The 13,874-nt window shown below is 65.1% G+C and carries 14 protein-coding genes (1 of these 14 cut by a window edge); 5 read left to right on the top strand and 9 right to left on the bottom strand.

The annotated features are described in order from the left end of the window. The 5 genes from GGD62_RS17530 to GGD62_RS17550 all read right to left on the bottom strand — a co-directional run. Positions 1-1,059, bottom strand: partial view of a TRAP transporter substrate-binding protein gene (locus GGD62_RS17530; protein WP_018316235.1) — the 5' portion only. It extends 30 nt beyond the left edge of the window; the window shows 1,059 of its 1,089 coding nt (coding positions 1-1,059); it begins with the start codon at positions 1,057-1,059; its stop codon lies beyond the left edge, outside the window. 181 nt (positions 1,060-1,240) lie between these two features. After that, positions 1,241-2,554 carry an NAD(P)H-dependent oxidoreductase gene (locus GGD62_RS17535; protein ID WP_183709173.1) on the bottom strand — a complete coding sequence of 438 codons (1,314 nt, stop codon included), beginning with the start codon at positions 2,552-2,554 and terminating at the stop codon, positions 1,241-1,243. A gap of 163 nt (positions 2,555-2,717) precedes the next feature. Continuing rightward, positions 2,718-3,518, bottom strand: coding sequence for a phytanoyl-CoA dioxygenase family protein (locus tag GGD62_RS17540; protein ID WP_018316233.1), 801 nt, complete (start codon positions 3,516-3,518; stop codon positions 2,718-2,720). 128 nt (positions 3,519-3,646) lie between these two features. Next, on the bottom strand, positions 3,647-4,324 hold the full coding sequence (locus GGD62_RS17545) for a GntR family transcriptional regulator (RefSeq protein ID WP_183709175.1): 678 nt from the start codon (positions 4,322-4,324) through the stop codon (positions 3,647-3,649). Between the two features lie 177 nt (positions 4,325-4,501). Then, a complete protein-coding gene (locus tag GGD62_RS17550) occupies positions 4,502-5,371 on the bottom strand; it encodes a sigma-70 family RNA polymerase sigma factor (protein ID WP_092255632.1) in 870 nt (289 codons plus the stop codon). Positions 5,372-5,470: 99 nt separating this feature from the next. Between GGD62_RS17550 and GGD62_RS17555 the strand changes: the two genes are divergently transcribed. Beyond that, positions 5,471-5,926, top strand: a complete 456-nt coding sequence (locus GGD62_RS17555; RefSeq protein ID WP_183709177.1) for a carboxymuconolactone decarboxylase family protein — start codon at positions 5,471-5,473, stop codon at positions 5,924-5,926. A gap of 51 nt (positions 5,927-5,977) precedes the next feature. Here GGD62_RS17555 and GGD62_RS17560 read toward each other — a convergent pair whose 3' ends face one another. Both GGD62_RS17560 and GGD62_RS17565 read right to left on the bottom strand, forming a co-directional pair. Further along, positions 5,978-6,790: an alpha/beta fold hydrolase gene (locus GGD62_RS17560; protein WP_183709179.1), complete on the bottom strand. Its 813-nt coding sequence runs from the start codon at positions 6,788-6,790 to the stop codon at positions 5,978-5,980. A 2-nt stretch (positions 6,791-6,792) separates the two neighbouring features. Then, entirely contained in the window at positions 6,793-7,611 is an 819-nt protein-coding gene (locus tag GGD62_RS17565; RefSeq protein ID WP_183709181.1) for an alpha/beta fold hydrolase, read from the bottom strand. A gap of 137 nt (positions 7,612-7,748) precedes the next feature. Here GGD62_RS17565 and GGD62_RS17570 point away from each other — a divergent pair, with 137 nt between their 5' ends. Next, complete coding sequence (locus GGD62_RS17570; protein ID WP_179731842.1) at positions 7,749-8,291, top strand: methylated-DNA--[protein]-cysteine S-methyltransferase; 543 nt, start codon at positions 7,749-7,751, stop codon at positions 8,289-8,291. Positions 8,292-8,409: 118 nt separating this feature from the next. Here GGD62_RS17570 and GGD62_RS17575 read toward each other — a convergent pair whose 3' ends face one another. Beyond that, positions 8,410-9,954, bottom strand: coding sequence for an acyl-CoA synthetase (locus GGD62_RS17575; RefSeq protein ID WP_183709183.1), 1,545 nt, complete (start codon positions 9,952-9,954; stop codon positions 8,410-8,412). Positions 9,955-10,071: 117 nt separating this feature from the next. Continuing rightward, positions 10,072-11,244, bottom strand: a complete 1,173-nt coding sequence (locus tag GGD62_RS17580) for an acetyl-CoA C-acetyltransferase (RefSeq protein ID WP_183709185.1) — start codon at positions 11,242-11,244, stop codon at positions 10,072-10,074. 150 nt (positions 11,245-11,394) lie between these two features. On the opposite strand from GGD62_RS17580, the gene GGD62_RS17585 reads away from it, so the two are divergent. The 3 genes from GGD62_RS17585 (at position 11,395) to GGD62_RS17595 (ending at position 13,871) form a co-directional block, all read left to right on the top strand. After that, entirely contained in the window at positions 11,395-12,054 is a 660-nt protein-coding gene (locus GGD62_RS17585; RefSeq protein WP_177237074.1) for a TetR family transcriptional regulator, read from the top strand. Positions 12,055-12,109: 55 nt separating this feature from the next. Further along, positions 12,110-12,868 carry an SDR family NAD(P)-dependent oxidoreductase gene (locus GGD62_RS17590; RefSeq protein ID WP_018316223.1) on the top strand — a complete coding sequence of 253 codons (759 nt, stop codon included), beginning with the start codon at positions 12,110-12,112 and terminating at the stop codon, positions 12,866-12,868. 196 nt (positions 12,869-13,064) lie between these two features. Further along, positions 13,065-13,871 (top strand): enoyl-CoA hydratase/isomerase family protein, encoded by an 807-nt coding sequence (locus GGD62_RS17595; protein ID WP_018316222.1) that lies wholly within the window; start codon positions 13,065-13,067, stop codon positions 13,869-13,871. Positions 13,872-13,874 lie beyond the last annotated feature (3 nt).

A 13,874-nucleotide genomic window follows, 5' to 3' on the forward strand; every position in this document is an offset into this window, starting at 1 on the left:
GCTGTCGAAGCTGAGTTCTGCCACCTGCATCCAGGCAAGCGAATCGGCTCGATAAGCGGTGAGACTCGAGTACATCTTGCCGAAATGGGGATTGGTCTTGGCGAGATCAGCATAGATCTCGTTGGCCGCACCGTAACAGGCTTCGAGCACCTCCTGCGGGAACGGCTTGAGGATCGCGCCGGCGGCGAGCAGCCGCTTGAGCGCAGGCGGATTTACCGAATCGTACTTGCCGGTCACCCAGGTGAAGGTGTCGAGCGAGGCCGTCGAGATCGCCGCCTGATAATGTTTCGGCAACGCGTTCCACTTCTCGAGGTTCATGAGGTTATGGCCCTGGCCGGTGCCTTCCCACCAGCCCGGATAGTAATAATACTTCGCCACCTTCACGAAGCCGAGCTTCTCGTCGTCATACGGCCCGACCCACTCCGCCGCGTCGATCGTGCCCTTCTCCAGGGCGGGATAGATATCGCCGGCCGCGATCTGCTGCGGCACACCGCCGAGCTTCGCGATGATGGTGCCGGCGAAACCGCCGACGCGGAATTTCAAGCCCTTGAGATCATCGACGGTCTTGATCTCCTTGCGGAACCAGCCGCCCATCTGGGCGCCGGTCGAACCCGTGGGGACACCGATGGCATTGTGCTCCTTCAGGAGATCGTTGAGCATCTCCTGACCGCCGTTCCAGATCAGCCAGGAGATGTGCTGGCGCGTGTTGAGACCGAACGGCAGCGACGTGCCGAAGGTAAATGCAGGGTTCTTGCCCCAATAATAATAGAGCGCGGTGTTGCCCATCTCGACGGTACCGTTGGACACGGCGTCGAGCACTTGCAGGCCCGGCACGATTTCGCCGGCGGCAAAGGGCTGGATCTGGAAACGATTGTCGGTGATCTCGGCAACGCGCTTGCAGAAATATTCGCAGCCGCCATAGAGCGTATCGAGTGATTTCGGCCAGCTCGCAGCTAACCGCCATTTCACCTCGGGCATCGACTGCGCAACGGCCGGCGCGGCAACGGCACTCGCGGCCAGGCCCAGCCCGCCCGCCGTCAGGAATTTACGACGTTCCATGTAGTCCCTCCCTGTCCTGTCGAGTCCTCGACGAGGGATCGCGATCTTGTCGTCGCTTTGTCTTCGCCGGTGGCCGACGTTTTATTGCGTCCGAAATTCTATGTTCCCGGATCGAGGTGCAGGATGACCAAAGGGGGATCGCAAATCAAGCGCACTTTGGTTGAGCTTGCGGTGGCGCCGCTCAATGCTGCGCTGCGAACGCGGCCTCCATCGCCTTGCGCGTCTTCACCGTCTCGTTGCCGGCGTCGAACTCGACGTCGCTCCAGCGCACCACCGCGCCGTGCGCGACGTCGTGCTTCAGCTTCAGGCGGTGGGCGAGGCCAATCGGCAGCGCGCCGGCCTTGAGGCTCGCGGCCGCCGGTACCAGCTTGCCCCACACCGTATAGCCGCCTTCGCCGTCGAGCATCTCGCCCGCGCGCAGATTGCGCTTGGCCACTGCCGCAACGTCGCCGCGGAAGCCGCTGGCCTGGCCGGTCGGCTCGCCCCGCAGCGCCGCCGACAGCACCGAGATGTTCAGCTCGAGCCCGATCAGATGATACGGCTTGTACATCGCAGCATAGCGTCCGCTGCCGTCGGTCTTGAGGCCGTATTGCCGGAAGCAGTCAGCGGCATAGTCGTTCGGCGCCTCCAGCACGACATAGACGCCCCAGCGCAGGTCGCGAAAAACCGGCCTTCCGTCGCGTTCGAGCGAGGAGACGACCTCGACCACGCCCGGCCGCTCCAGCACGCCGCCATGCGAGCGCGGCCGCATGATGTGCGGCAGATCGTCGACGCCGCAGGGCGGAAACAGCAGGCCGTCCGTGGGCACGTCGAGGGCGCAGGCGTTGGCGATCGCGGCCATCTCGATCGCCGATTTGGTGCCGTCGAGGAAGGAGTTGAACATCTGCGGATTCATGCCGGCCGACTGCGCTTCGCCTGCGGTCAGGCCGTAATGCTGCCAGACGCCGTCAGGCGTCACGTCGTGATAGGCCGGCAGATATTTTGTGCCTTTACCGGCGGCGACGACGCGGAAGCCGGTGGCGCGGGCCCAGTCGACCATCTCGGCGGTCAGCGCCGGCTGGTCGCCATAGGCGAGCGAATAGACCACGCCCGCTTTGCGCGCTTCCTCGGCGAGCGGCGGACCTGCCAGCACGTCGGCCTCGACATTCACCATCACGATATGCTTGCCCGCCGCGATCGCGGCGCGCGCATGCCTGATCCCGACGGCGGGATTTCCGGTCGCCTCCACAACCACGTCCATGGCGCCGCCGGCGATGGCGCGCGCGCCGTCATCGGTGAAGACGGTTGCGGCGATCCGCTCGGCGCTCCAGCCGACGGTGCCGCAGGCCTCGCGCGCGCGGTCGCGGTCGATGTCGACGATGATGGGCACCTCCAGCCCCGGCGTATGCGGCACCTGCGCCAGAAACATCGAGCCGAACTTGCCCGCGCCGATCAATGCGACCCGGACCGGCTTGCCGGCGGACGCGCGGGCCTGGAGGAGGCGGAAGAGGTTCATGGGGGATTGTCCTGGTAATGGTCGTGTCCCGGACGCGGTGCAGCACGTAGTGCTGCTGCGCAGAGCCGGGATCCAGAAAGGAAACTATCAGCGCGGCATGGGCCCCGGCTCAGCAGCGCATCGCTGAAGGAGCGCTGCGCTGCGTCCGGGGCGCGAGACCTACTTACTCCGCCGCCTGCCGCGGCGCACGGGCAAGCCGCAGCAGCGCGTCGTCGTCCACCGTCTTGATCGGGGCGAAGTCGCGATGTGCGATGTAGTCCGGCCGCGTCGGGCTGCGGATGTAGTTCGAGACCGCGTTCAGCGTCAGGTACACGATCTTGCGCGGGAAGGGCGTGATGTTGCCGGCCGAGCCGTGCACGAGATTGCCGTGGAACATCAGCATGCCGCCTGGCTTGCCGGTCGGCGCCACGATGCCGCCCTGCGCGACGAGGCGCGTCACCGTCGCCTCGTCCAGCGTCCACAGCGGATAGGAGGTGGTGGCGAGGTCGTGCGAGGCTTCGAGATCGCCGGCGTTCTGGCTGCGCGGCACCAACATCAGGGGCCCGTTGATCGGCATCACCTCGTCGAGGAAGATCGCGATGTTCATGGCGCGCGGCTCCGGCATGCCGTCGTCACGCTTCCAGGTGCCGTAATCCTGGTGCCATTGCCAGACATCGCCGGTGAAGGCCGATTTCGCGTTGATCTTGAACTGGTGCATGTAGACGGGCTCGCCGAACAGCTGCTCGACCGGGTCGATCATGCGTGGATGCGCGCCGAGGAGGCCGAACGCCTCGTTGTAAAGATGCGCGGCAAACGCCGTGCGGGGCGCGCCGCTCTTCTCGCGCCAGACTTCAGGACGGTTGGCGTCGTAGATGCCGACCGCCTCGCGCGCCAGCAGATCGACCTCCTCCTGATTGAACAGCTCGGGCAGGAACAGCCAGCCCTCGCGGTGGAAGAACTCCAATTGCTCCTGAGACAGTTTCATGGGTCGTTTCCTCCTGTTTTGTCTATTTTGTCGTTTCGTCGTCCCGGGGCGGTCCGCAGGACCGAGCTCCGGTGCGCACTTGCGCACCGTAGTCGCGCGTCGCGCGTCCGGAATGACAGCGCAAATCGCTACGCCGCCGCTTCCTCCGTCGCCCTCAATCTCTCCTCGGTCATCCGTCCCGCCGTCTGCGCATGCGCCAGCGCGGCGGCTTCGGCGGCCTTCGCGTCGCCCGCGAGAATGTGTCCGGCGATATCGGCGTGCTCGGCCCAGGCGCTGCCGCGATAGTCGAGCTCCGACAGCACTGTCGCCATCGAACGCCGCATATGCGGCCATTGCGGCGCGATCGTCTCCTCGATCACGGGATTGCCGGCGAGCTGATAGATCGCGCGGTGAAAATCCACGTCGAGCACGATCAGTTCAGTGAGTGTCGTGTTGCGGTCGATGCCGCGCCCCGCGGCGAACGCAGCCTCCAGCCGTGCGCGTCCTGCCGCGTCGCTGGCGGCGCGCTTCGCCGCAAGCCGCGCGGCCAGCGCGTCGAGCGCGCCGCGCACCTCGTAGAGCTGGCGGATGCGCGCGGGATCGAGCTGGGTGACCTCGAAGCCGCGCTTGCCGCTCTCGGCGACGAGGCCCTGGCGGTGCAGCAGGTGCAGCGCATGCGAGACAGGCTGGCGCGACACGCCAAGCTTGTCGGCGAGCTCGTTCTGCCGGATGCGCTGGCCGGGCTCAAGCGTGCGGTCGGAGATCGCCTCCAGGATGCGGGCATAGACCTGGTCGATCAGGTTCGGGAGCGGGTCGAGAGGAATCACGCCGGCAACTCCTGCGAGGGAATACGGAATTCCGTATTCGAAGGTATCGCGGGAGGGGGATGGCGTCAAGACGGGCTGCGCGCCCGCGCCCAAGGCGCCGCCCGGCTTCACTAAGTCATTGATATCGCTATATCCGTCTACTGTGCATGGGGTTGCTTTCGCGGAAAAACCTTCGCCTCAACCCTCCAGCACTTCCACCTCCAGCGCGGCGATCCCCTCCGCATCGGCCAGCGCCTCGATTCCGGCAATGCGTTCGCCTTTGAACGTCACGCGCAGCGCGATGCGCAGCTGGCCACCGAGGATGACGGCAACGCCGATCTCGCCGTCGACCAGTGCCGTCCGCGCGGCCTGGGCGCGGCCCTTGTAAAGCTGTGCGACCGCATCCGCGCCCCGGATCTCCGGTAGCGTGCCGAGCCGCACCGCGGCCTGATCGGCGCGGAAGACGACGTCGGGATCGAGCACCGCGAGCAGCCCTTCGAAATTGCCTTCGCGCGACGCCTTGAGAAAGGCATCGACGATTCCGCGCTGGCGCGACAGGTCGGTCTCGGGCACCGGCGCCCCCTGCACGCGCCGCCGCGCCCGGCTCGCGAGCTGCCGCGATGCGTCGACCGAGCGGCCGACGATCGGCGCGATCTCCTCGAAGGGCACTGCGAACATGTCGTGCAGCACGAAGGCGAGCCGCTCCGCCGGCTGCAAGGTCTCGAGCACGACGAGCAGCGCCGCGCCGACGGAATCGGCCATCTCCGCCTCGCGCTCCCGCGTCTCGTCGAGCGGCTCGGGCACATGCGGGCCCATCGGCTCTTCCTTGCGCGACTTCCGTGCGCGCAGCATGTCGAGGCAGATGCGCGCGACCACGGTCGTCAACCAGCCGCGCAAATTCGCAACATCGGACATGTCGTAGCGGCTGACCCGCAGCCAGGCCTCCTGCACGGCATCGTCGACCTCGGCGCCAGAGCCCAGCATGCGGTAGGCGACCGCGCGCAAATGGTCCCGGCTGGCTTCGAACTGGTGGCTGAGAAAATCGTCTTCGAAGTTTTTTTCGGTCATCGGTCACATTCCCTCGTCGCGATCCGTCATGCCCATGACGAAGCCAATCCGGCCGATGTGACCGGAACCTTCGACATTCGAGCGATGGAGACGAAAAAGATGCACGCCCGCATGAATCACCCTGTCATGGTCCTCCCCGAGGCCATGAATGTCCTGCAATCCCTCGGCAATCTGACCAAGCAGGGGCTGCCGGAAAAGCTCCTGGAACTGGTGCACCTCCGCGCCAGCCAGATCAACGGTTGCAGTGTCTGCGTCGACATGCACCCCAAGGTCGCCCGCAAGCTCGGTGAGACCGACGAGCGCCTGTTTGCCGTGTCCGCCTGGCGCGATGCGCCCTATTTCACCGACGCCGAGCGCGCCGCGCTGGCGCTGACCGAGGCCGTCACGCGCCTCGCCGACCGCGAGGATCCGGTGCCCGACGCGATCTGGAACGAGGCCGCCAAGCACTTTGACGAACGCGAGCTCGCAACGTTGATCCTGTCGATCGCGACCATCAATGTCTGGAACCGGCTGAATGCAACGATCAAGATGCCGGTCGGCGTGTGGAAGGTGTGAGGTCTCTTTCCCTCGCCTCTCCCCGCTTGCGGGGAGAGGCGACGAGAGCACCTACTCCGCCAAGAACCGGTTCACCACCTCGCCGAACTCCAGTGGCGCTTGCTCGAACATCCAGTGGCCGGCGTTCGGAATGACTGCCGTTTGCGCGCCCGCGATGTGCGCGGCCAGCACGCGCCACATCACCGACAGGCTTCCCGTCGTCGCGCCGCCGCCGATCAGCAGCGTCGGCGTGCGGATCGCCTGCGCATCGCTGAGCGTGTAGGGCCGGCGCTGCTCGTTGATCTGGCCAAGGAAGGTGAGCGCGTTGTCGCGCAGCTGCTGCTTTGCCGCTGCCGGCACGCGCCGCCACGAGCCGTCACCCTCGATGCCCTCGTAGAAATTCTGCAGCGCGCCTTCGATATCGCCGGCGCGGATCATCTCGACCGAGCGCGCGGTGCGCGCCGCCAGCGGCGGATGCGCGGGCGTGCCTTTCGGCACCGGCAGGGATGCATCGAGATCGCCGCCCGGCTCGGCCAGCACCAGCTTCCGCACCAGATCAGGCCGCGCCTGCGCCACGCGGAAGGCGATGTGGCCGCCGCGCGAATGCCCCATCAGGTCGATCGGTGCGGGCGTCACCTGCTCGATGAAAGCGATCGTGTCGGCAACGTGCTGCGCCATCTTGTAGTCGTCGCCGACGGCATCCCAATGTTCGGGGAAGAAATGCCGCAGGCTAACCGAGATCACGCGATGGGATTTCGAGAGCGGGCCGAGCACCGAATACCAGGTCCGGAAATCCCCTAATGTGCCGTGCACGCAGACCAGCGGATGGCCCTCTCCGACTTCGAGATAGGCCATGTCGTAACCGTTGACGCGGAATGTCTGCATGATCAGCTCGCCAGGAAGTCGAGAACCACTTCGGAGTATTTCTGCGGCGCCTGCTCGAACATCGGATGCGTCGCATTCGGGATGATCGCGGTCTTGGAATAGGGCACGTGCGCAGCGAGCGCATGCAGTACTTTCGGCAGCAGGCCTTTGGTTCGCGCCCCCAGGACGAATAGCGTCGGTATCTTGATCGCCTCCGCATCCGCCTTCGAGAACGGCGGACGGTTGTCGCGGACCTGGCCGATCAGCGTAAAGGCATTATCGCGCAAATTCTGCTTCACCAGGGCCGGCAGCCGCGGCCAGGTGCCGGCGCCTTCCAGCGTGTCGACGAACACGGCAAGGCCGCCGTCGACGTCGCCGGCCGCGATCTTCTCGGCCGAGGCCGTGAACCGCGCCAGGAGCGGCGAGGGCCCGCCGACATAGTCGGGATCGAGGCTCGCATCGAGCTCGCCGCCGGGTTCGGCGAGGATCAGCCGCCGCAGCAGATCCGGCCGCCGTTGCGCCACGCGGAAGCAGATGTGCCCGCCGCGGGAATGGCCCATCAGGTCGACGGGCCCGAGGTCGAGCTCTTCGATGAAGGCGATGACATCGTCGACATGCTGGGCGATCGAGTAGGTGTCGCCGATGCCGTCCCATCGCGCCGGGAAGAAGTGCCGCAGGCTGACCGCGATCACCCGGTGCCGTTGCGACAGCGGGCCGAGCACACAGCCCCAGACCCGGAAATCGTTGAGCGAGCCGTGCACGCAGACCAGCGGGGGCCGGCCGCTGTCCTCGCCCACGTCGAGATAGGGCATGTCGTAACCGTTGACGTGGAGGCTTTGCATTCCGGGCTCGCGAAGGGATGGGAACTCCTGTGCAAGATTCCCGGAAACCGGGTGGATCGCAACTATTTCCAAGCCTAGATTTGGTCCGAGATCACATTGGGGGCATGCGACGGCAACGCAAGCTCAGGAACCAAGCCATGACCGACCAGCACTTTGCCTTGTTCGATACCAGGATCGGCCTCTGCGCCATCGCCTGGGGCCCGCGCGGCATCAACGGCACGCAATTGCCGATGGGCGGCGAGCAGAAGATCCGCACCCGTATCAGCCAGCGCCACGGTGATGCCGTTGAGACCGAGCCGACCGCCGAGGTGCAGCAGGCGATCGACCGCATGACAAAACTGCTCGCAGGCGAGCCGGATGACCTCACCGATATCGAGCTCGATCTCGACGGCGTGCCCGAGTTCAACCGCGGCGTCTACGCGATCGCCCGCGCCATCCCGCCCGGCAAGACCCTCACCTATGGCGACATCGCCAAGCAGCTCGGCGGCGTCCAGCTCTCGCGCGACGTCGGCCAGGCGCTCGGCCACAATCCGTGCCCGATCGTGGTGCCCTGCCATCGCGTGCTGGCTGCCGGCAACAAGCCCGGCGGCTTCTCGGCGAATGGCGGCGTGGTGACGAAGCTGAAGATGCTCGAGATCGAAGGCGCGCTGGTGAACCATACGCCGAGTTTGTTCGATTGAGGCGGCTTGCACCCGTGCCGTAGGGTGGGCAAAGCGGAGCGTGCCCACCGTCTCGTCGCAACATAGAGACGTCGTGGGCACGGCGCTTCGCGCCTTTGCCCACCCTACGAGACCTCCGCTAGATCTTCGCCGCCGTCTTCGGCCAATATTTGTCGCGCAAATGCCGCTTCACCAGCTTGCCCGTGGGCGTGCGCGGCAGCTCGGCTTCGAAATCGATCGAGCGCGGGCACTTGATGGCAGAGAGGCGGCCCTTGCAGTAGGCGATCAAATCGGCCTCGAGCGCCTTGCCGGCACGCTTCATGTCGTGCGGCTGCACCACTGCCTTCACCTCTTCGCCCATCTCCTCGTTCGGGACGCCGAACACCGCAACGTCGGCGACATCGGGGTGGGTGATCAGCACGTCCTCGGTCTCCTGCGGGTAGATGTTCACGCCGCCGGAGATGATCATGTAGGACTTGCGGTCGGTGAGATAGAGGAAGCCATCCTTGTCGAGATAGCCGACGTCGCCGAGCGTCGACCAGCCCTTGGCGTTGTAGGCTTTCTTCGTCTTCTCGCGGTCGTTGTGATAGGTGAACGCCGGAGCGTCGGCGAAATAGACCGTGCCGATCTCGCCCGTCGGCTGCTCTTCGTCGTTCTCGTCGAGAATCTTGATCTTGCCGACCACGGCGCGACCGACGCTGCCGCGATGCGCCAGCCATTCCTTGGAGCTGCAGACGGTGACGCCGTTGCCTTCCGAGCCGGCGTAATATTCGATCAGGATCGGCCCCCACCATTCGATCATCTTCGCTTTCACGTCGACCGGGCAGGGGGCGGCGGCGTGGATTGCGCCCTTGAGCGTGGAGACGTTGTACTTCGCGCGGATCTCGTCCGGCAGCTTCAGCATGCGCACGAACATGGTCGGCACCAGCTGCGACTGCGTCACCTTGTATTTCTCGACCAGCGTCAGGAATTCCTCGGCGTCGAAATGCTCCATGATGATGGAGGTGCCGCCGAGCACGATCGCCATCATGTTGAAGCGCAAGGGAGCAGCGTGATAGAGCGGCGCCGGTGACAAATAGGTGCTTTCGGTGTTCATGCCGCACATGTCGGCGCAGAGCACGCGCAGAAGCGGGTTCGGCTCGTTGATGGTCTTGCCTTCAAACGCCTTCTTGACGCCCTTGGGCCGGCCGGTGGTGCCGGACGAATACAGCATGTCATAGCCGGCGATCTCGTCGGCAATCGGTGTGATCGGCTGACTTGCTGCTTCCTCGTCGTAGGAGCGGAAGCCGGGCAGCGGCTCGTCCATCATGTAGAAGATCGGCTCGCCGGCGGCGCCCTTGATCAGGCCCTTGATCTGGTCGGCGCATTTCGGCGTCGTGATCACGACCTTGGCGCCGCAATCGGCGATGATGTAGTCGATCTCGTCCTGCTTCAAATATCGGCTGATCGCTGTGTAGTAGAGCCCGCTCCGCTGCGCGGCCCAGCACAGCTCCATGAAGGCGAGGCGGTTCTCCATCAGCAGCGCGACGTGGTCGCCGGCCTTGAGGCCGAGCGAGCGGAACAAATGCGCGCCCTGGTTCGAAAGCTCGTCGAGCTCGCGATAGGTGATCGCCTTGCCGGTGCCGGCCATCTGGTAGGCGATCTTGTCGGGCGTGGTGCGGGCATGGATGGAGGGGTGAGTCATGGCGTTTCCTCAAAACGCGAATGGCGAGTAGCGCGTGGCGAATAGGGGAGAAGGGCAACCGCTCTTCGCCTACTCACCATTCGCTACTCGCCACTCACTACTCGCTTTTGTTTTTTCTTACAGTCGCTCGACAATCGTCACGTTCGCCATGCCGCCGCCTTCGCACATGGTCTGCAGGCCATAGCGCTTGCCGCGCTGGTGCAGGGCGTGAACCAGCGTCGTCATCAGCTTGGTGCCGGAGCCGCCGAGCGGATGGCCGAGCGCGATGGCGCCGCCATTGACGTTGAGGCGGGCCGGATCTGCACCGGTGGTCTTGAGCCAGCCGGTCGGCACCGAGGCGAAGGCCTCGTTGACCTCGAACAGGTCGATGTCGCCGATCTTCATGCCGGCCTTCTCCAGCGCACGCTTGGTGGCGTGCAGCGGTGCATCCAGCATGATCACGGGATCGCCGCCGGTCATGGTCATGTGATGGATGCGCGCCAGCGGTGTGACGCCGAGCTGCTTGAGGCCGCGCTCGTTGACCACCATGACGCCCGAGGCGCCGTCGCAAATCTGGCTGGCGCTGGCCGCGGTCAGCTTGCCGTTCTCGGCGATCAGCTTGACGCCCTTGATGCCCTCGAGCGTGGCATCGAAGCGGATGCCCTCGTCGATGTGGTGGGTGTCCTTGGAGCCGTCGGCGCGGGTGATCTCGAGCGGTACGATCTCCTTCTTGAAGTGGCCGGCTTGGGTCGCCGCGATCGCGCGCTGATGGCTGTTATAGGCATATTCGTCCAGATCATCCTTCGACAGGCCGTACTTCTCCGCCATCATCTCCGCGCCGGTGAACTGGCTGAACACAATGTTGGGATATCTCGCCTCGATGCCCGGGCTCTTGTAATGGCCGAAGCCGTTCTTGGCGGCGAGCTGCGAGGACAGGCCCATCGGCACCCGCGTCATCGATTCCACGCCGGCGGCGATCACGACGTCCATGGTGCCGGACATCACGGCTTGCGCGGCGAAGTGCAGCGCCTGCTGCGAGGAGCCACACTGGCGATCGATCGAGGTGCCCGGCACGCTCTCCGGCAGCTTCGAGGCCATGATCGCGTTGCGCGCGACATTGTTGGACTGCTCGCCGACCTGCATCACGCAGCCCATGATCACGTCCTCGACCAGCGCCGGATCGACCTTGGTGCGGTCGACCAACTCGTCCAGCACTTTTGCGGCGAGATCGGCCGGATGCCAGCCGGCGAGACGGCCCCCCTTGCGCCCGCCCGCGGTACGCGCAGCGGCGACGATGTAAGCCTCGGCCATGTCGGTCTCTCCCTGAATTCTTGATTGGGTCGGTTGTCGGGGCGGATTTAAGGGACGCAAGATCATTTAGTCAATCGATCAATTAATTCTTGTGATGAGGCGCTGCTTGGGCTTATCTGCGCGCCTATCGAGGTGCATTCAGGGATCTCCGTGGCTACCAGCGTACCGAACAGGCTCCCCAGCGGAAAAAATTCCACGGCAGAGAAATTGCTCGTGGCCGCGAGCGAGTTGATGATCGAACGCTCCTCGATCGAGATTTCGCTCAGCGACATCGCGCAGAAGTCGGGCGCCAACGCCGCGTTGGTCAAATATCACTTCGGCAACAAGGACGGGCTGCTGCTGGCTCTGCTCGCGCGAGATGCCGCGACCGAGATGTCCAATCTCGAATATCTGCTGGCGCAGCCGATCACGGCGACGGCGAAGCTCAAGCTGCATATCGGCGGCATCATCCGCGCCTATCACCGGTTCCCCTATATGAACCGGCTGATCCACTATCTCCTGCATGAGAGCGTCGCCGGCTCCGCGGACGAAGTTTCAAAATTCTTCGTCGCCCCGCTGCTGGACTTTCACCGCCGCCTGCTCGCCGAGGGCGTCAGCCGCGGCGAGTTCCGCCAGACCGATCCGGTGCTGTTCTACACCAGCCTGATCGGCGCCTGCGATCATCTGTTCTTCGGCCGGCACGCGATGTCTCGCGCGACCGGCGTCGGCCCGGTCACCGACGACGTCTGCCGGCAATATATCAAGCACATGGAAACGCTGATCTGCGGCGGCATCCTCACGCAAGCCGGGGAAGCTGCCGCGGCCGGATGATCCGGCCGCAACTCTCAAGTCTAGAGAAGAAACGTCCAAGGAAAGGTAGCCTGTCATGGAATTGAAAGACGTAGCCGTTCTCATCACCGGCGGTGGTTCGGGCCTCGGCGAGGCGACCGCCCGCGCCATGGCGGCCAAGGGCGCCAGGATCGGCGTGATCGACCAAAACAAAGAGAATGCCGAGAAGGTCGCGGCCGAGGTGAAGGGCGTGGCGCTCCATGCCGACGTCACCAGCGAAGAGCAGATCAAGGCCGCGATCGCCAAGGCGGAAGCCGCGCATGGCGTTGCGCGGGTGCTGATGAACTGCGCCGGCATCGGCGGCTCGCAGCGCATCGTCGGCCGCGACGGCGTCTATCCGCTGGAAAAGTTCGCGCGCATCATCAACGTCAATCTGATCGGCACCTTCAACTGCCTGCGGCTGTTCGCCGAGCGCCTCGTCACGATCGAACCCGTCGGTGAAGAGCGTGGCGTCATCATCAACACGGCGTCGGTCGCGGCCTATGAAGGCCAGATCGGCCAGATCGCCTATTCGGCCTCGAAGGGCGGCGTCGTCGGCCTGACCCTGCCGGCCGCGCGCGACCTCGCCAGCCAGAAGATCCGCGTCAACACCATCGCGCCCGGCCTGTTCTTCACGCCGCTGCTGATGGGGCTGAACGAGGAAGCCCGCAAGAGCCTGGGCGCGCAGGTGCCGCATCCCTCGCGCCTCGGCGATGCCAAGGAATACGGCTCGCTCGCGGTGCACATCGTCGAGAACGCAATGCTGAACGGCGAGACCATCCGCCTCGACGGCGCCATCCGCATGGCGCCGAGGTAAGCGGCGCTCTTCTTCCTTCTCCCCCTGTGGGAGAAGGTGGCGCGAAGCGCCGGATGAGGGGTTTCTCTCCCCGATCTCGTCTGCGGAGACAGACCCCTCACCCAAGTGAACTCTAGGCTGACAGCGATCTTGCCCTCTCCCACAAGGGGAGAGGGCGCAATAACCGCCACCCAAAGAGCGGATGCACGAGGCCCCCATGTCCCAACCGCTGCTGATCGAGCATGACGACGGCGTCGACCGGGTGACGCTCAATCGGCCGGAACAGCTCAACGCGCTCGATCCGGCGCTGATCGACGCGCTCAACGACTACTTCCAGGGCCTTCAACGCAACCGTGACACGCGTGTCGTGGTGCTGAAGGGCGCCGGCCGGAATTTCTGCGCAGGCCTCGATCTCAAGGCGGCGATGGCCCGCCGTGCCGGGCAACAGGAGCCGCCTGGCGTCACGGAGTCGCTGGACTCGCAGCGCCGCATCGCTGACATCGTGATGCTGATGCGACGTTGTCCGCAGCCGATCCTGACGCTGGTGCAGGGTGCGGCCGCCGGCGGCGGATTTGCGCTGGCGCTGGCTTCCGACATCCGCATCGCGACGAGATCGGCGCGAATGAATTGCGCCTTCATCAAGCTCGGCCTCGGTGGCTGTGACATCGGCACCAGCTATTTCCTGCCGCGGCTGGTCGGCGTGTCCGTGGCGTCGGAACTGATCCTCACGGGCCGGTTCATCGGCGCCGAGCGCGCGCTGGCGGTCGGCCTCGTCTCGGAAGTCGTGGACGAGGACAGGCTCGATGACGCGGCCGAGCCTTATGTCGAGGCGATGATGACGGCCTCGCCCGTGGGCCTGCGGCTATCCAAGGAATGTCTCAACATGAGCGTCGATGCGGGATCGCTGGAGGCGGCGATCGCGATGGAGGATCGCAACCAGGTCCTGTGCAGCCGCTCGGAGGAATTTTCGGAAGGCATCAGGGCCTTCCTTGAGAAGCGAAAGCCTGTCTATATCAAGCGCTGAATG

The organism is Bradyrhizobium sp. ERR14, assembly GCF_014198235.1.
GTDB lineage: Bacteria > Pseudomonadota > Alphaproteobacteria > Rhizobiales > Xanthobacteraceae > Bradyrhizobium.